At 65.7% G+C, this 16,272-nt stretch carries 18 protein-coding genes; 4 read left to right on the top strand and 14 right to left on the bottom strand.

Going from position 1 to position 16,272, the window contains the following annotated elements; all coding sequences use genetic code 11:
- Window positions 1–19: 19 nt before the first annotated feature.
- The 3 genes from HSR6_RS10055 to HSR6_RS10045 are packed head-to-tail and all read left to right on the top strand — an operon-like array spanning window position 20 to window position 3,643.
- Entirely contained in the window at window positions 20–1,165 is a 1,146-nt protein-coding gene (locus HSR6_RS10055) for an NAD-binding protein (RefSeq protein ID WP_071933526.1), read from the top strand.
- A gap of 46 nt (window positions 1,166–1,211) precedes the next feature.
- Window positions 1,212–2,432 (top strand): cation:proton antiporter regulatory subunit, encoded by a 1,221-nt coding sequence (locus HSR6_RS10050; protein WP_071933525.1) that lies wholly within the window; start codon window positions 1,212–1,214, stop codon window positions 2,430–2,432.
- A complete protein-coding gene (locus HSR6_RS10045; RefSeq protein WP_071933524.1) occupies window positions 2,429–3,643 on the top strand; it encodes a TrkA C-terminal domain-containing protein in 1,215 nt (404 codons plus the stop codon). The genes HSR6_RS10050 and HSR6_RS10045 overlap by 4 nt, the downstream gene beginning before the upstream one ends.
- Here the strand turns inward: HSR6_RS10045 and HSR6_RS10040 are convergent.
- The 12 genes from HSR6_RS10040 to HSR6_RS09985 form a co-directional block, all read right to left on the bottom strand.
- Complete coding sequence (locus HSR6_RS10040; RefSeq protein WP_070365747.1) at window positions 3,626–4,129, bottom strand: metal-dependent hydrolase; 504 nt, start codon at window positions 4,127–4,129, stop codon at window positions 3,626–3,628. The genes HSR6_RS10045 and HSR6_RS10040 overlap by 18 nt on opposite strands.
- Before the next feature lie 114 nt (window positions 4,130–4,243).
- Entirely contained in the window at window positions 4,244–4,891 is a 648-nt protein-coding gene (locus tag HSR6_RS10035) for an alpha/beta hydrolase (RefSeq protein ID WP_071933523.1), read from the bottom strand.
- Window positions 4,884–5,819, bottom strand: a complete 936-nt coding sequence (locus tag HSR6_RS10030) for a VOC family protein (protein ID WP_071933522.1) — start codon at window positions 5,817–5,819, stop codon at window positions 4,884–4,886. The genes HSR6_RS10035 and HSR6_RS10030 overlap by 8 nt, the downstream gene beginning before the upstream one ends.
- A 57-nt stretch (window positions 5,820–5,876) precedes the next feature.
- A complete protein-coding gene (locus HSR6_RS10025) occupies window positions 5,877–6,635 on the bottom strand; it encodes a DUF4382 domain-containing protein (protein WP_071933521.1) in 759 nt (252 codons plus the stop codon).
- A gap of 124 nt (window positions 6,636–6,759) precedes the next feature.
- Complete coding sequence (pstB, locus tag HSR6_RS10020; protein ID WP_070365743.1) at window positions 6,760–7,590, bottom strand: phosphate ABC transporter ATP-binding protein PstB; 831 nt, start codon at window positions 7,588–7,590, stop codon at window positions 6,760–6,762.
- Window positions 7,591–7,616: 26 nt separating this feature from the next.
- On the bottom strand, window positions 7,617–9,209 hold the full coding sequence (gene pstA, locus HSR6_RS10015; RefSeq protein ID WP_071933520.1) for a phosphate ABC transporter permease PstA: 1,593 nt from the start codon (window positions 9,207–9,209) through the stop codon (window positions 7,617–7,619).
- A 1-nt stretch (window position 9,210) separates the two neighbouring features.
- A complete protein-coding gene (pstC, locus tag HSR6_RS10010; RefSeq protein WP_071933519.1) occupies window positions 9,211–10,185 on the bottom strand; it encodes a phosphate ABC transporter permease subunit PstC in 975 nt (324 codons plus the stop codon).
- A 44-nt stretch (window positions 10,186–10,229) separates the two neighbouring features.
- Window positions 10,230–11,219: a PstS family phosphate ABC transporter substrate-binding protein gene (locus HSR6_RS10005; protein WP_071933518.1), complete on the bottom strand. Its 990-nt coding sequence runs from the start codon at window positions 11,217–11,219 to the stop codon at window positions 10,230–10,232.
- 78 nt (window positions 11,220–11,297) lie between these two features.
- Window positions 11,298–11,984, bottom strand: coding sequence for a TOBE domain-containing protein (locus tag HSR6_RS10000; protein WP_071933517.1), 687 nt, complete (start codon window positions 11,982–11,984; stop codon window positions 11,298–11,300).
- A 53-nt stretch (window positions 11,985–12,037) separates the two neighbouring features.
- Window positions 12,038–12,802, bottom strand: coding sequence for an amino acid ABC transporter ATP-binding protein (locus HSR6_RS09995; RefSeq protein ID WP_071933516.1), 765 nt, complete (start codon window positions 12,800–12,802; stop codon window positions 12,038–12,040).
- Window positions 12,799–13,512 carry an ABC transporter permease gene (locus HSR6_RS09990; protein ID WP_071933515.1) on the bottom strand — a complete coding sequence of 238 codons (714 nt, stop codon included), beginning with the start codon at window positions 13,510–13,512 and terminating at the stop codon, window positions 12,799–12,801. The genes HSR6_RS09995 and HSR6_RS09990 overlap by 4 nt, the downstream gene beginning before the upstream one ends.
- 9 nt (window positions 13,513–13,521) lie before the next feature.
- Window positions 13,522–14,511 carry a substrate-binding domain-containing protein gene (locus HSR6_RS09985; protein ID WP_071933514.1) on the bottom strand — a complete coding sequence of 330 codons (990 nt, stop codon included), beginning with the start codon at window positions 14,509–14,511 and terminating at the stop codon, window positions 13,522–13,524.
- Between the two features lie 150 nt (window positions 14,512–14,661).
- Between HSR6_RS09985 and HSR6_RS09980 the strand changes: the two genes are divergently transcribed.
- Complete coding sequence (locus HSR6_RS09980) at window positions 14,662–15,429, top strand: DUF6517 family protein (protein WP_071933513.1); 768 nt, start codon at window positions 14,662–14,664, stop codon at window positions 15,427–15,429.
- On the opposite strand, the gene rdgB is transcribed toward HSR6_RS09980, so the two are convergent.
- The gene (gene rdgB, locus HSR6_RS09975) at window positions 15,422–15,970 is read right to left on the bottom strand and encodes an RdgB/HAM1 family non-canonical purine NTP pyrophosphatase (RefSeq protein ID WP_070365734.1); all 549 of its coding nucleotides are present in this window, start codon (window positions 15,968–15,970) and stop codon (window positions 15,422–15,424) included. The two genes, HSR6_RS09980 and rdgB, sit on opposite strands and share 8 nt — an antisense overlap.
- 38 nt (window positions 15,971–16,008) lie before the next feature.
- Window positions 16,009–16,266 (bottom strand): DUF5808 domain-containing protein, encoded by a 258-nt coding sequence (locus HSR6_RS09970; protein WP_071933512.1) that lies wholly within the window; start codon window positions 16,264–16,266, stop codon window positions 16,009–16,011.
- Window positions 16,267–16,272: the final 6 nt, after the last annotated feature.

The raw sequence follows: 16,272 nt of genomic DNA, 5'->3' as shown, positions 1-16,272 counted from the left end.
ACGAACCTCTCGATCACCGATGTCACCTTCCCTCCGTCTCCGCGATTTCCTGTCCGTCGACGCCGACTCGCTCGCCCCGCGGGTCACAGTCGGGTTGACCATCGCCGTCGCCCTCCTCTCGATCGTGACCGGCGTGGCGAACATCAGCGCCCAGAGCGTCGTCGGGCCGCTGGCGGAGTTCATCCCGGTGGGCGTCCAGCGTACCGCCGGGTTCACCGGCGTGCTGACCGGCTTTTTGATGCTCGCGAGCGCGCTCGGTCTCCGTCGCGGCCTCCGGGTGGCCTGGTTCTCGACGATCGCGCTGCTGCCGCTCACCGCTGTCCAGGGCCTCTTGCAGTCGAGCCCGCTCTCGGTTCCTCTCGTGGTGCTCTCGGTACTGGCGCTGCCGGGCGTGGTCTACAACCGCTCGCGGTTCACCCGCTCGCTCTCGCTTTCGACCTCACAGCTGGCGGCGCTTTTCGCCATCGTCGGCGTCCAGGTCTATGGGACCGTCGGGACCTACGCCCTCCGCGAGGAGTTCGCCTCGGTCGAGACCCTCGTCGACGCCTTCTACTACACGCTTGTTACCGCCTCGACGGTCGGCTACGGCGACGCGACACCCCTGACACAGGTCGCCCGGCTCTTCGGGATGTCAGTGGTCGTCTTCGGCACCGCCAGTTTCGCGCTGGCCCTCGGTACACTCTTGGGGCCGCTCCTCGAAGCTCGATTCGCCAGAGCGCTTGGACGCATGACCGACCGAAACTACGACCTCCTCGAGGACCACGTCCTCATCCTCGGCTGGGGGGAACTGACCGAGGCCATCTTCGAGGAGATCGAGCCCGGGGAGAGCTACGTCCTCGTCACCGACGAGACCGACCGCGTCGCCAGACTGGCCGATCGTGACATCGAGGTGCTCGCGGGGAACCCCAGTGACGAGGCTCCGCTCCGGTCGGCCGGTATCGAACACGCCCGGACAGTGTTGGTGGCGACGAACGACGACGGGGACGACGCCCTCGCCGTGCTCACCGCCCGGGAGCTGAATCCCGACGTTCGGATCGTCGCTGCGGCGACGAATCGGGAGAACGTCCCGAAGCTCCGCCGGGCGGGGGCCGATTCGGTCATCAGCCCGATCGCCCTCGGGGCCCGGATGCTGGTCGACGCGAGCTTCGGCGAGCGGGCGGAGTGACTGCCGGCCCCCACCTATTTATCCCGTGGACGGCTGAGCTCCGGTGATGCAGGTCCCGATCGCACAGGTGCTACTCGGGGTGTATCTCGGCCTGTTGGCCGCCCTGTTTCCGGCGCTCATCGCCTTTGCGATCGGCTTTGGATTCAAATATTTCACCAACGTGACCGTCCCCGCGCTCGGGGTGGTGGTCGTGAGTGGCGCACTCGCGGGGGTTTCGGGCGGACTCATGGGATTCATCGACCCGCAGATGGCCGACAGCTGGACGGGAATCACCGCCACAGCGGTCATCCTGATGGCGAGTCTCTGGGCGCACAGCCAGGGGGACAAACTGGCCGTGGCGACACCGCGGGGGCTCACCCTGCGCCGGCTCCGGGAGAGCCGGCTCTCCAGCGATCTCATCGAGCGGATCGACACGCTCGGCCAGGTCCACATCCGACCGATCGGGGACATCCAGGATCTGGAGGGGTATCCGCCGCTGTCGGCGGACCTCCGGGAGCGTCTCACCGCTGGCTCCTGGAAGTTTCCCGCCGACCTGCCGCGGTCGGAACTCGAGGCCAAGCTCGAAGCGCGACTCCTCGCCGATTACGAACTCGTAGACGTCCGGGTCACCATCGACAAGGCGGGCCGGGCCGAGATCGCGGCGGCCCCCGAATCCGCTGGCCTCTCGCGTCGAGTCCCGACGGGCAAACGGGCCGTGACGGTCAAGACGCTGTTGCCGACCGGGCTCGCCCGGGGCGACGTGGTCTCGATCGAACTTTCCACTGGGACGGTGACCGGCCCCGTCGTGAGTGCCAGAACCGAACGGCCCAGGCCCGAACCGTCTATCGAGCCGGACGAGCCGGCACGTTTTGACGACACCGAACCGGTCGAGTCACGACCGCCAGCCACCGCGACCACCGAGGGCGGTCTGGGGCAGGTGACGATCGTGGTCTCGCCGGCCGAGGCGCGGGAGGTGCTCCGGACGGCGTTCGCCCCGATCGTCGTCCACCCCCGGGGGACATATCGTGAGTACGAGACGATCGCGTTGCTCACCGACGCGGGCGCCAAGTTCCGGAAGTACTCACTGGGTGCGGACAGCGACCTGGTGGGCCAGACGATCGGCGGGGCCCAGATCAGGGACACTTACGGCGTCGCCGTGCTGGCGATTCGTCGGCCGACCGAACGGATCGTCGCGCCCAGTGGACGGACCGAATTGCACGGCGGCGATGACCTGATCGTCGTGGGCACCAGCGACCAGTTGGCTGCCTTCGAGGAGGTGATCGCGTGAGTCTCGCCGTGGTCGAGCTGGGGACGCGACTGCTGGAGTCCGTGGTTCACGTGATCGGCCTGGTGCTTTTGGCGGGCGGGACGACTGCGATCGCCGCTTTCGCGTACCGGATTCGGGTTCGACACGCGCTTCCCGAGGGGGTCACGCTGATTCTCGGGCTGGGGGTCGTCGCGCTCTACCTGAACACACGCACCCTCTTCGCCCAGTTTGTCCAGGGTGGGGCTGCCAGCCCGACCGTGGGCGAGGCGACGCTCAACGTCCTGGTGTTTGCCATCGCGGCTCTCGCCTCGTACGGTGGGAACACGCTCGGGGACCGCCTGGCCCGATCCGACCGGCTCTCGCTGTCCTGGCTGCAGCGCGATCTCAGTCCGATCGTTCGGGCCGCGGGCCGTCACATCTCGGTGACCCTCCCGGCGGAGATCAGGGATATCGAGGGCTACGATCCGGTCGAGGCCGCCACGAAGGAGTCACTCGTTGGCCGGACGCTTGACTTCCCACGCGGGCTCACCGTCGCGGAACTGCGGACACAGCTCCAGGCCCGGCTCAAGGAGAAATTCGACGTGGGCTACGTCGATTTGGAACTCTCCGCGGCGGGTGAAATCCAGTATCTCGGGGTCGCCAGACGCCCAGCCGGCATCGGCCCGACCTTGCCACCGAACGCGGCCGCGGTCGCCGTCCGGGCGGATCCGCCGTTCAGCGCCACGGCGGGGGATATCGTCCAGCTCTGGGCCGTCGAGGATACGCCCCGAAAGCTCGGGACGGGCGAACTCAGGGCCCGGGTCGGCTCGATCGCGACGATCACGACTGATCGTGCTGTCGCCACGGCGATCGACCCGGAGGCGGAGTACCGGCTGCTCACCCTCGAGGCGGACTCGCGCCCGGATCGTGAGTTCGCCGCGATGCTCCGACGGGCGGACGAGACCATGCGCCTGCTCTCGATCACTGACTCCAGTCCGCTGGTCGGTCAGTCCGTCGCTGCCATCGACGGCACGGTACTGGGGATTCGGACGGCTGGCGAGTCTGTCGAGACGATCCCGAACCGGAGTCGGGTGATCCAGGCCGGGGACGAGTTGTTCGTGATCGGGCGACCCGAAATCCTCCGCAAACTGGACGGAACCGACGGCGTGCACGCTGTCGAAACGGAGTCGGCGACGGAATCCCGATCCGGGGGCCGACCGTGGTCAGCCGGCCACTCAGAGAAAAGCGAGTGAGATCTCGCGGCTGGCGGCGACGGCGCCACCGGTCGCAAGTAGGCCGAGCACCAGGAGGAGTCCGTTGCCGATGGGGTTCGACGCGTTGGTCAACTCCAGGGAGTACGAGCCGTGTCCCAGGGGCTCGAAGGGCCGAATTCCCATGGGCGTGAGCGCGTCGGCCAGAATGTGGGCGCCGATGGTCACGATCCCGAGGAGGGCCCCGAAGGCGGCGAGCCCGAGCTGAGCTCGTGGAGCCATCCCCTCGCCGACGTACCAGCCCGCCGCACCGAGAAGCGCACCAGCGAGGAGGGCGAACCAGATCGTATGCGTGATGCCGCGGTGGGAGATGAAGGGCACCTTCTGGTCCCAGTCCGGGACCATCGATCCGCCGGCGACGACCACCGCACCGACGGCCGCTAGCTCGTCGAACCCCGCCGCCAGCAGGACGAAGCCGATCGGAGCGTACACCAGCAGTGCTGCGCCGTAGTGTCCGGTTCGATACATATTCAGAACCCAACGACTTCGGCGGGACCGGAAACGTTCGTTTCTCGTTGCATACCTGTCTGTTACCGATGGGCGTACAAAAGGGGCGTGACTCGATCGGCGACGGCGGCCCGATCAGTCGAGATCCGCGAGCATGGCCGCCACCGCGTCGAGTTCGTCGTCGTTGACCGTGTGCGCCATTCCGTCGTAGATCCGGGTGTCGACGGCTGCATCGAGGGATTCGAATACGGCTGCGGTCGCGTGCACTCGCTGTTCGGGGATGTGTGGGTCGATATCGCTACAGCCGAGAAAGACCGGCGTCCCGTCGAGGGCTCCCTGGTAGTCTGCCGGATCGACAGTCTCGCCCAGCAGGCCGCCGCTCAACACGGCCAGGCCACCGTAGCGGTCGGGATTCCGGGCAACGTACTCGCTCACGAGACACGCGCCCTGGGAGAACCCAGCGAGTGCGATTCGCTCGGTCGGAATCGAGGCCGCCCGGGCCGTTTCCACGGCGTCGTCGATCGCCTGGAGCCCGGACCGGCGACCTGGCTCGTTCTGCTCGACCGGGGCCAGAAACGACTGGGGATACCACTCGTTGTCGGCTGCTTGCGGCGCCAACAGTACAAATTCGGTCGGCGCGACCTGGCGACCGAACTGGATGATGCTCCGGGCACTCGCCCCGCGACCGTGGACCAAGATAAGGGCCGCGTGGGCGTCCTCGACAGCCGTTCCGGCCTGAACGAGCGGTTGGCCCTGATGTGGGCCAGGGGTGGCGTCACGCATTGACGTTGCTATCAAAGGGTGGCAGTTCGGCTTCGATCTCCGCCCGGCGCTCTTCGAGCCAGTCGGGCAGCACGAGTTTCGTGCCCAGGTCCTCGAGGGCCTCGTCGACGGTGTACCCCGGCTCCGCCGTGGCGAACTCGAAGAGGATCCCGGCGGGTGTCCGGGCATAGACCGACTCGAACCACTTCCGGTCGATTACCTCGGTCGGGCGCAATCCACGATCCTGGAGTAACGCTCGCCACTCGGCCTGTGTCGACTCTCCTACGCGGAAGGCAACGTGATGGACCGTGCCAGCGCCCTGTCGGCCACGCGGGGCCTCCGGGTCGACTTGCACGTCGAGGACGGCTCCCAGTTCGCCACTCGATTCGTAGCGGGTTCTGGCCGCCGTCCGGTCGGTCTCCTGATAGCCCATCGCCTCCAGGAGTCCGGTAAAGCCCTCATCGGCCGCGACCGTGAGTGTCACGCCGAAAAAGCCCCGGATCGCGTGTGCTTCGGGCACCGGTCCCGCCGGGGGGCTTCCCGCGGGCGCGTCGGTCGCCACGAGTTCGAGTGCCAGCCCGTCCGGGTCCCTGAGCGGGATGACAGTGTCGCCGAACCGTTCGATCGGTTCGTCCCGGTCGATTCCCGCTTCGTCCAGGCGGTCGAGCCAGAACTCGACGGCCGCGTCCGGAATCGTGAACTGGACGGTCGTGGCCTGGCCGCTCCCGGACTCGCCCGGCGTGGCCCCCGGATAGGGGAACACGGTCATACTCGTCCCGGGATTGCCCTCGCGGTCGCCGTAGAAGAGGTGATAGACCGTGGGATCGTCCTGGTTGACACTTCGTTTCACCAGCCGGAGACCCAACGTCTCCGTGTAGAACTGGCGATTCCGCCCCGGATCGGCCCCGATGGCCGTGACGTGGTGGATACCGGGTGTTGACGGGCTCATGCCCGTGATAGGCTCGCTCACCGAATAACCCTGTGGGCCGGGAACGGTGTCTCCGCGTTAGTCGCCGGACTCGTTCTGGGTGACCTCCCGGTACTCCACGTCACGGCCGGCGACCCCACTCTCGGAGATCACGGGCAGGAGGTTGTAGCCGTTCGGCCCCTTCTTGACGACGTTGATGTCGAAGACGAACTCGACTGGCTCGTCGGCGGTGACCTCGAAGGGTTTCACGATCTGGAGCTTTTCACTCGGAACTTTGACCGGTACTTCCTCGCCGTCGACGATCCCCTCGACTGCGGCCACCTCGAGTTCGATCTTGTTGTAGGTGCCAGTCTCGAGTTCGCCGTCGAAGACGGAGATCGCGTCCTCGCCGACCACCTGGGTCAGGTCGACGGTTTTTCCCTCCAGGTCGAGCCGGAAGAAGCCCCGCTCGTCCGCGTCGGTTTCGGTCCCCGTCGTGGTGGTTGTCTCCGCTTCGACGGTGGTCTCGGTGGTCCCGTCCTCCTGGGTGGTTGTTTCCTCGGTGGTCGTCTCTGGTGCGGACGTGGTTTTGGTGGGCTCCGCTTCGGTGGTCGTCCCCGCTTCGCCTTCGAACACGCGAGCGCTGTCGAGGGTCACGTCCAGTCGGTCGAAGTCAGCGATGTCCGCGGGCTGGTCGCTCACGAGCAGCCGGAAGGTTCCGGTCTCGCTTCCGTTGGTGTCGCCGGTACACCCGGCCAGGAGGCTGACGCCGACACCGGCGCCGACCGCGAGTAGCTTTCGTCGCGGGAGGGTCGGGCCGTCGATGTCACCGTCGTTCGATGAGTTCTGTGGGTTCATTACACTCGGGGAATGGTCATCGAGACCTTAGTACGCCCACGTTCGTTGGCCCGATTTCAACCGATTTACCGCGTTTTGGCCGGATTTGTGGCCGTTTTGGCGGGGTTGGTGGAGAAGAGCTGGCCTACCCGAACTTCCCGGAGATGTAATCCTCGACCCGCTCGTTGCGCGGGTTCTGGAAGATCCGATCGGTGTCCCCGTACTCGACGAGATGGCCGCCGGTCAGGAAGACCGCCGTCTTGTCCGAGATCCGGGCGGCCTGTTGCATGTTGTGCGTGACGATCACGACGGTGTAGTCCTCGGCGAGTTCGTCGATGAGGTCCTCGATTTTGGAGGTCGCGACCGGGTCCAGTGCGCTTGCCGGCTCGTCCATCAGGATGACTTCGGGATCGACGGCGATGGCCCGCGCGATGCAGAGCCGCTGTTGCTGCCCGCCCGAGAGGTCGGTCCCGCGCTCGTCGAGTCGATCCGAGACCTCGTCCCAGAGGGCGGCCTGCCGCAGCGCCCGTTCGACCCGCTCGTCCAGGTTCTCGGTGTCGTTCTGGATGCGCGGGCCGTAGGCGACGTTGTCGTAGATGCTCTTCGGGAACGGGTTGGGGGCCTGAAAGACCATCCCGACCTGGCGGCGCAGGGCCACCGGATCGACGTCGTCGTCGTAGACGTTCTTCCCCTTGAATCGGAGTTCGCCGGTGACACGGGCGATGTCGATGAGGTCGTTCATCCGGTTGATCGAGCGGAGGAACGTGGATTTCCCACAGCCGGAGGGGCCGATGATGGCGGTGACCTCCTGCTCGGGGATCGACATGGACACGTCGTTGAGCGCCCGCTCCTCGCCGTAGTAGACATCAAGCCCCTCGGCTTCGATGATCGTCTCCTCCGGGGGAATCCGCTCGATGTCCCGCTCGCTCTCGGGCTGGGAATCGTCCAGACCGGTCGCTGACCACTCGCTACTCATATAGCGTCACCACGTCGGGTTCACGGTTATGTCTGCTGTTCATACCTGTTGCGAAGGTAAATCGCGAGGACGTTCATCGAGAGCATTACGACGAGCAGGGTGACGACGCCGGCCGGTGCGATGAGTTCCCTGAAGGCCGACTTCTGGTGGAACGACCAGTAGAAGACCTGCAGGGGCATCGCCGAGACCTGGCTCGCAAAGCCCGTGGGCGGCCGGAAGACCGTCGTCGCGGCCCCGATCATCAGGAGCGGGGCCGTCTCACCGATGGCCCGGCTCAGGGCCAGGATCGTCCCGGTGAGTACCCCCGGAACCGCCCGGGGGAGCACCACGTTCCGGATCGTCTGCCACCGGGTCGCGCCCATGCCGTAGGAGGCCTGTCGCACCTCCTCCGGAACCGATCGGATGGCCTCCTGGGCGGAGATGATCACGATCGGGAGGATCAACAGGGAGAGTGTGAGCCCCGCCACGAGGACGATTCCCATCCCCATTCCGATGAGATTGACGAAGAGCCCCAGGCCCAGCAGGCCGTAGACGACGGAGGGCACGCCAGCCAGATTCGAGATGTTGACCCGGATGATCCGGGTTATCGTCCCGCCGAGCCCCGTCTGTGGGGCGTACTCCTCGAGGTAGATGGCTGCGCCCACGCCCACCACGAAGGAGACCAGGGCCACGATGGTGATGATGAACACCGACCCGACCATCGCTGGGAACAGGCCGGCGTTCTCGGGGATGGTCGAGGGCGCACTCGTGAGGAACTGCCAGTCGAGGACCGGGTCCGGGCCAGTTGCGCCGATGAGGTCACCGAGGGTAATACCGAGCCCAATCGCGAGCACGGCGACTCCCGGGGCCAGCAGTCCGGGCCAGGCGCTGCGATCCGCCGCAAGCACGTGGCCGTAATACCAGCCGACCGGCAAGACGGCGGCCACGTAGAGGATGACCGACGTGTCGGGGGTCACCCCGATGGTCGCCGGGCCGACGAAACTCGCCAGCACGCCGCCGAGTGCGGTCAGACCGACGATCGTGGCCTGCCGCCGTCTGTCTCCGGTCGCCTCCCGCCAGGCGATTATCGCCCCGGCCGGGACGGAAAGCACCCACACGAGGCTGGCCCAGGGCATCGGTTTGACCGGAAGCGCGGCGTCGACGAACACGCCGAGGCCGAGCCCGATCACGCCGACGGCGGTGGCAAAGAGCGGCGCGCGAGTGTCCTCGCGGCTGGCGAAGTGGCCATAGACTGCCACGGCCGGGAGCACGCCGACGGTGTAGTAGGTGAGCCAGTGGACCGGCTCGAAGACCAGGAAGAGGATGAAAAGCGCGCCGGCGAGGACGAGCCCACCCGGCGGGATGACCGTCGACCTGACCGCGATCCATCCGAGTTCGGGACGGGTCCGACGGATGTACGCGCCATAGGCCAGCAGTGGCACGCCGAAACCAACAGCGGCACCGAGATACCAGCCCACGCTGGCCGCCGGAAGCCCGAAGGCGTCGACGACGACCATGAAGAGCAACCAGGCGAGGACGAGGATTCCGAGCCACGAGGCTCCCTTCGCGAGCGCGGCGAAGACCTGCCCGCGCAGTCGGCTCACCCCGGCAAAGGCCGAGTCGGTGGATTGCTCGTCCATTTCAGTATTCCTCCCGGTAGCGCTCCGAGATGATGTTGCTCACGACGTTCATGAGAAGTGTGATGACAAAGAGGGTCAGTCCGATTGCGAAGAGGCTGTTGTAGGCCAGCGTGCCCCCAGCGAGGTCGCTGTTGGCGATTTGGACCATCGCGGCGGTCATCGTCTGCCCGGAGCCGAGGAAGACCTCTCCGGGGTGGACGAATGGGATACCGAGGCCCAGCACGTCCGCGTACCGCACCGTCGGGAGCGCGGGCTGCATCCCCATCGCGACCGTGACGATCATCGTCTCGCCGATGGCTCGCGAGATGGCGAGGATGTACGAGGAGACGATCCCCGAGGTCGCTGCGGGGACGATGATGTCCGTGGTGACCTCGTACTTCGTCGCGCCCATGCCGTAGCCGGCCCGACGCAACGAGTCCGGAACGGCAGCCATCGCGTCCTCGGAGATCGAGGAGACCATCGGGATCGTCATGATGCCGACCAAAAGCGAGGCTGAAAGGACGTTGAACGTCGAGACACTCGGGAAGAAAAAGTCGATGACCGGGGTCACATAGACCAGGGCGAAGAAGCCATAGATCACCGTCGGGACGCCGGCGAGAATTTCGAGCAGCGGTTTGAGGATCGCTCGTGTGCGGGGGGCAGCATACTCGCTCAGGTAGACCGCGGTGAGCGTGCCCACCGGAATCGCGATCAGGGCGGCGATCGCCGTGACGACGAGGGTGCCAAAGACCAGTGGCAACACCCCGAAGGAGACCGGTCGGAGACTCGGGCTCCAGTCCATTCCAGTCAGGAAGGCGATCACCGAGTACTCCGCGAAGAAGCCCACGGCGTCGATTAAAAGCGTCAGGATGATCGCGATGGTGGTGAGAACCGTCGCCGCCGCGAACGTGAAGAAGACGGCTTTGTAGAACCCTTCCCGGAGGGACTGGAAGCCCCGATTGCCGGCGAGGTCCGGGTCCTCGGAGTACTCTGTCATTGATCTGTGTTAGATGCGGGTGGGAAAAATCCTAGTGATTCCGATCAGCCGGCGTCCTCGATCGCCGTCTCGAGTGCCGCGAGCTGTTCATCGACCGCCGCCTCCGTGTTCGGCACGTACCCGACACGGTCGGCAACGAGTTCCTGGTTGCCGCTCTGCTCGACGTAGAAGCGGGCGAACTCGGCGACGTGCTCCTCGGCGAGGGCCCCCTTCGCGGCGTAGGTGAACAGCGGTCGGGAGAGCGGGGTGTACTCGCCGCTCTTGGCGGTCTCGACGGACGGATCGACACACCCGTCACCGCCGTCGATGGCCAGTGCCTTCACGCTGTCCGGGTTGTTGTAGTAATACGAGAAGCCGAAGTACCCCACCGCGAACTCGCTTCCCTGGACGCCCTGGACGATGAGGTTGTCCTGTTCGGTCGGCTGGTAGTCACTCGAGTGGTTGTACTCCTCGCCGAGAATCTCCTCGCGGAAGTAATCGAAGGTCCCGGAGGTGTCGGCGGGGCCGTATCGTTCGATGGTCTCGTCCGGCCAGTCCGAGTTGATCTCCTGCCAGGTGTCCGGTCCGTCGGCGCTCCAGACCTGCCGGAGTTCCTCGACGGTTATACAATCGATCCACTCCGCTTCGTTGTTCACGACGACGGTCAGCGCGTCGGTCGCGACCCTGAGTTCGAGGGGCTCGATCCCGTTGTCCGCACACATGTCCTCCTCGGCGTCGGTGATCTGTCGGCTGGCGTTGTTGAACTGTGAACGGCCCCGGCTGAAGTGGTTCTCGAAGCCCCCGCCGGTCCCGGTGGACTTCACGGAGATGTCGACTTGGGGGTGGTCTTTCATGAACTGCTCGGCGACCGCCTCGGCCAGCGGGAAGACCGTCGAGGAGCCCGAAATCTCGATGGCTCCGGACAGTCCCTCGCTCGTCGTCCCGCCGTCGTTGTCGGTACTCGTACAGCCCGCGAGAATAGTTGCCCCGGCTGCGCCAGCGCCTGCGATCAACCGGCGGCGAGTCAGTGTGTTACGCCCGTCGTCTCGTGCCATCACCCGAAGGAAGTCCACCCGTAAATAAAGAGTCTGCTATGTGGTCTATATAGATAGGTATACCCACGGGATAGCTCCTCATGGTCCGGCATTCGTACAGCGGACGGCCGTGGCCTTGACGGTCGCGACGACTGGCGTGCCGGGTTCGAGTCCGAGTCGCTGTCGGCTCTTCTCGGTGACCAGCACCGTGAGCGGGGTCGGCGCGCCCACGTCCACGTCGACCTGGTGCACTCGCTCACCGGATGTAATCGACTCGACGGTCCCCTCGAAGCGGTTGCGGGCGCTGGTGCCGCCGGCCGCTGGCGCGTCGCTCGGCGCGTGTAGGGTTACGGCGTCGGCTCGAATGCCGACGGCGACCTCTTCGACGCCCGGCGGCACCAGCGCCCGGGTCAGTCCCGCGTCGGTCTCTATTTCGGCGATCTCCCCGTCCCGGGAGGTCACCGTCCCCTCGAAGACGGTCTCCGTGACCTCGGCAACGGCGGCGTATCCGGTCTCCAGCCGTTCGAATCGCTGCAGGAGTGACTCGCCGGCGTCCGTCACCTGGCTGCCGCCGCCACCGGCCCCTCCCCGGGTCCGCTCGACGAGCGTGCCAAACGCCGATTCGAGGGTCGTAACCCGCTTTTGACAGCGGGCGTAGGAGCGGCCGAGTTCGGCCGCGGCCTTGTTCAGCGACCCTGCTTCTCGGATGGCTTCGAGGAGCGCCGCATCCCGGGCTGTAAAGACGACTTCGCCCTCCTGCAACTGCGCCTCGAAACTCGGATCCATGGACGGCTGTAGGCGACCTCCGGGCAAAACAATTCGGGCCTGGCTCGCCCGGCTCAGTACACGAGGTCCCCGGCGATGAACTGCCGGGTTCGTTCATCCGCCGGGTCCTCGAAAATCTGGTCGGTCGGGCCGATCTCCGTGATGCCGTTTCCAAGGAGAACACCGACCCGATCGGCGACCCGTTGGGCCTGGTGCATATCGTGGGTCGCGATCACGACACCGAGTCCCCGATCACGGGCTCGCCTGATCGCGTCTTCGATCAGTCCCGTGTTTCGGGGATCCAGATCGGAGGTGGGTTCGTCGAGCAGCAGGTAGGTCGGGTCATATGCCAGCGCCCGGGCGAAGGAAACCCGCTGGGCCTCGCCCCCCGAAAGCGAGCTGGCGGCCTGGTCTCGCTTGTCGGTAAGCTCGACGATGTCCAGTGCCTCCTCGATGGCTGGCGGGGCCTCTCGTAAGCCCAAGACATCGAGGATAGCGGCCTGCAGTCGCGCCGGCCAGGACCGGCGAACTCGAAGCCCGTACTCTACGTTCTGGGCGACCGTTCCGTCGAAGAGACTGGCCTCCTGAAACACCATCCCGACTTTTCTGCGCAGTTGTAGTCGGGTTCGGTCGTCTGTCCCCCAGGCGGCTTGACCGTCGAGTTCGACGGCGCCCTCCTGAGGTTGCATGAACAGTGCGAGTATCCGCAATAGCGTCGTCTTGCCGACTCCCGACGGACCGATAATCCCGACTACTTCTCCCGGGGAAACCGAGACGGACACGTCCTCGAGAACTGGCTCTTCGTCGTACGCGTGAGAGACGTTCGAGAGCCGCATCATCGGTTCATTGACCCCTCGTCACCGAGTCTGATGACGATGGCGTTTATCGTCAGCACCAGGACGACCAGTATGGCACCAAGAATCATCGCCGTCTCGTACTGGCCTTGCCGTGCTTCGAGCTGAATGGCGGTGGTCAGCGTCCTCGTCTTCGAGATCCCGGCTGAACTCGTGATGTTCCCGCCGACGATGAGCACCGACCCGACCTCGCTGACCGCCCGGCCGAACCCGGCGAGGATTGCGGTGATGATCCCGTATCGGGCCTCCTTGAGCACGACCAGGGCGACGTCGAACCGTCGGCCGCCCAGAACGTGGGCCGCGTCCCGGACGTTTCTGTCCACGCCGGTGATCGCCGCCAGGGTAATCGCCGTGATCGGTGGGGTCGCCAGGACGAACTGGGACATGATCATCGCCTGCTTCGTGAAGATCAAATCGAAGGCACCGAGTGGACCCTGATTGGAGACGGCAAAGAGGACGACGAGCCCCACCACGACGCTCGGGAACCCCATGCCGGTGTTGATGACTGATTTCACGAACTGTTTACCGGGGAAGTTCGCGAACCCCATTACGATCGCTACCGGGATGCTGACCAGCGCACTCAGGACGACGGCGGTGACGCTGACAGTGAGTGAAACCCAGAGCGTGCTCCAGACATACCCGTCCCGAAACGGCAACTCCAGGACCGCGGGTAGCAGGTGGATTGCTGACTCCACAGCTACGGCTTATTCGGCGTCGCTACTCCAACCCTCCGGAACGTACTGCTGGAAGTCCGGCTCCTCGGTGATGGCCTCGGGGTAGAACAGCTGTTCGCCGTTCATCGTGTACTCGGCGATGGCCTCCTGGGCCCCCGGGCTCGTGAGCCAGCCGATGTAGGCCATTGCCAGGTCGTAGTTCGCGTTCTCGTGGACGCCCGGATTGACCGCCATGACGCCATAGGGATTCGCGAGGATCTCCGGCCCGCCCTCGATTGGGCCCTGCACGAGGATCGTAAGGTCGATTTCGGAGCGCTGGGATATGAAGGTGCCCCGATCCGAGAGCGTGTAGGCGCCCTGCTGGTTGGCGATGTTGAGTGCCTCGCCCATTCCCGTGCCGGTCTCCTGGTACCAGTCGCCGCCCGGGTCGGCCCCGGCAGCCTCCCAGAGGTTCAGCTCCTTGGTGTGTGTCCCCGAGTTGTCTCCGCGGGAGACAAACTGGGCCTGTGCGTCGGCAATCGCGGTGAGGGCCTCGGTCGCCGAGCCCATCGACTCGACTCCCGCTGGGTCATCCGCCGGCCCGACGATGACGAAGTCGTTGAACATGAGGTCCCGACGGTTCTTCCCGTAGCCGTTCTCGAGGAACTCGTCCTCGAGCCCGCGGGCGTGCACCATCACCACGTCCGAGTCACCGTTCCGGGCGGTTTCAAGGGCTGCGCCCGTCCCCTGGGCGACGGCGTCGACTTCGACGCCGTACATCTCCTCGAAGTGGGGGTGAATTGCATCAAGGAGTCCGGTGTCGTACGTACTCGTCGTCGTGGTGAGTGTGAGCGTTTCTCCGGCCACCTCCGGGAGGTCCTCCGACGGCTCGGTCGTCCCGTCGTCGGATGCGGTCCCCGTTGGCGTGCCCTCGCCCGTGTTGCTTGAACAGCCGGCCAGACCCGTGATACCTGCGGCCCCGAGGCCCAGCAGCACTTGCCGTCGCGTCCGCTTGCCAGAATCGTCCGATCGTTGTTTCATATCCGATATAACGGTCAGGGGCCGTCCACATAAACGCTTGGTTCGGAATGGTCCGACGGGTGAATCTAATCGGGGTGAACTGGACGAAAGGGACGGCAATTCGTCACAACTGACGGGCCACCTAAGTGGGCCGCGGCCAATCGGTGTCACATGCAACGCCGCTCGTTCATCGCGACTCTCGGTGCCGGCGCCATCGCCTCACTCGCCGGCTGTCAGACCGCCGTCGGCTCGGTCGCACTGCCCTCGGTCCCCGAGGCGGCCCTGGATTCGGGTGGCTGGGAGCAACTGGAGCAGACCAAAGACGAGACGGTCATCGAGAAGGATTACGGTCCGGTGACCGTGGAGGCAGTCGCCTCGTCGGTGACATACACCGACGCCGCGCTCCGGGAGCAGGTCCGGGCGGACACGCTCTCGACTGTCGAGACGGACCTGGCGCTCTTCTCGGCCACCCGGATCGACATGGCCCCGTCGGTGGACGAACTCGGGCCCGTCCAGTCGGAGGTCAAAAAGCAGATTCGGACGGCCGCGATCGACGAACTTCGGGCACAGATGGACGCCGCCGGGATCACGAACGTCGAGGAAACAGGGACCGCGACGATCGAAGTGGCCGGCGGTACGACCGCCGAGATGACCGAACTCACGGGCTCGTACCCCGTCGAGGACATGGAATTCCCGGTCAGCGAGGACACCGCGATCACTATCGAGGGCGGCGATCTGGCCGTGGACGCGGTGCTGGCGGTCTGGTCGGCGAACGGGAACTATCTCGTGGCCGGCGGGGCCTACCCGGCCGAGAACTTCACCCGCGAGACGGACTCGGCCCTGACCGATGCGATCTCGGTCAGCATCGATATCGATCTGGGGCTCACGCCCGATGCGTACCGCGAGGAACTGCTCGATCTAATCGCCGGCGTCAGCTGATCGGCTGGGACTGAAGCCAGTCCGCGAGCTTCGAGAGCGCTCGCGCACGATGGGAGATCTCGTTTTTCTCGTCCATCGAGAGCTCCGCGAAGGTCCGGCCCTCGTACTCGAAGATCGGGTCGTAGCCGAAGCCGCCCTCGCCACGGGGAGCGACGAGTTGCCCCTCGACAGTCCCCTCGAAGACCTCGACGCGGTCGCCGTCCGCGTAGGCGATCGCACTGGTGAACGCCGCGTGTCGGTCTGCAAGCTCCGAGGCCAGCGACCAGACCCGCTCGATCCCGAGCGTGTCGTCCACGTAGGCGGCGTAGGGCCCGGGAAAGCCGTCCAGCCCGCGGATCGAGAAGCCCGTGTCGTCGACGATCACGGGCCCCTCGCCATCGGCCTTCTCGTAGGCCTCTTCGGCGCCACGGGCCGCGACCTGCGCGACTTCAGCAGCCTGGACCTCGACGTAGTCGTAATCGACCTGTTCGACAGCCATGGGAGCCAGGTGGGCCTGTGCCTCGGCGGCCTTCTCGGCGTTGGTCGTCACGAAACGCAGCATACCCGCCAGTCGGCTGGCGGCGAAAAAGCGTTCCCGGTTTACTCTTCGATGACGACGTCAACCGCTTCCTCGGCTTCTTCCTCGTCCTTTCGTTCCTGGAAGACGAGCGCGGCGGCCACGCCCAGCACCAGCCAGGACCGCCAGTTCGCGAGGTTCAGCGTGTAGCCGATGCCAAACGGCGTCTCGGCGATCATACCCTTTCCCGGTTGCCAGTACGCCGAGAGCAGGCGCTTCAGGCTCGGGCGTTCGAAGTTGTACGGGATACCGAAGATCTTCCCGGCGGCTTCCTGGGTCATACCAGA

Origin of the sequence: Halodesulfurarchaeum formicicum (assembly GCF_001886955.1) — an archaeon.
Taxonomy (GTDB): Archaea; Halobacteriota; Halobacteria; order Halobacteriales; family Halobacteriaceae; genus Halodesulfurarchaeum; species Halodesulfurarchaeum formicicum.
This window is presented reverse-complemented; position numbering and strand designations above follow the sequence as displayed.

Bases quoted from the DNA above. Each gene is read 5' to 3' on its own strand.
- pstC (WP_071933519.1), bottom strand. From the start codon at position 10,185: ATGACAGAGTACTCCGAGGACCCGGACCTCGCCGGCAATCGGGGCTTC.
- HSR6_RS10005 (WP_071933518.1), bottom strand. From the start codon at position 11,219: ATGGCACGAGACGACGGGCGTAACACACTGACTCGCCGCCGGTTGATC.
- rdgB (WP_070365734.1), bottom strand. From the start codon at position 15,970: ATGCTGCGTTTCGTGACGACCAACGCCGAGAAGGCCGCCGAGGCACAG.
- pstB (WP_070365743.1), bottom strand. From the start codon at position 7,590: ATGAGTAGCGAGTGGTCAGCGACCGGTCTGGACGATTCCCAGCCCGAG.
- HSR6_RS10000 (WP_071933517.1), bottom strand. From the start codon at position 11,984: ATGGATCCGAGTTTCGAGGCGCAGTTGCAGGAGGGCGAAGTCGTCTTT.
- HSR6_RS09980 (WP_071933513.1), top strand. From the start codon at position 14,662: ATGCAACGCCGCTCGTTCATCGCGACTCTCGGTGCCGGCGCCATCGCC.
- HSR6_RS10025 (WP_071933521.1), bottom strand. From the start codon at position 6,635: ATGAACCCACAGAACTCATCGAACGACGGTGACATCGACGGCCCGACC.
- HSR6_RS09970 (WP_071933512.1), bottom strand. From the start codon at position 16,266: ATGACCCAGGAAGCCGCCGGGAAGATCTTCGGTATCCCGTACAACTTC.
- HSR6_RS10030 (WP_071933522.1), bottom strand. From the start codon at position 5,819: ATGAGCCCGTCAACACCCGGTATCCACCACGTCACGGCCATCGGGGCC.
- HSR6_RS09995 (WP_071933516.1), bottom strand. From the start codon at position 12,802: ATGATGCGGCTCTCGAACGTCTCTCACGCGTACGACGAAGAGCCAGTT.
- pstA (WP_071933520.1), bottom strand. From the start codon at position 9,209: ATGGACGAGCAATCCACCGACTCGGCCTTTGCCGGGGTGAGCCGACTG.
- HSR6_RS09985 (WP_071933514.1), bottom strand. From the start codon at position 14,511: ATGAAACAACGATCGGACGATTCTGGCAAGCGGACGCGACGGCAAGTG.
- HSR6_RS10055 (WP_071933526.1), top strand. From the start codon at position 20: ATGTCACCTTCCCTCCGTCTCCGCGATTTCCTGTCCGTCGACGCCGAC.
- HSR6_RS10035 (WP_071933523.1), bottom strand. From the start codon at position 4,891: ATGCGTGACGCCACCCCTGGCCCACATCAGGGCCAACCGCTCGTTCAG.
- HSR6_RS10050 (WP_071933525.1), top strand. From the start codon at position 1,212: ATGCAGGTCCCGATCGCACAGGTGCTACTCGGGGTGTATCTCGGCCTG.
- HSR6_RS10040 (WP_070365747.1), bottom strand. From the start codon at position 4,129: ATGTATCGAACCGGACACTACGGCGCAGCACTGCTGGTGTACGCTCCG.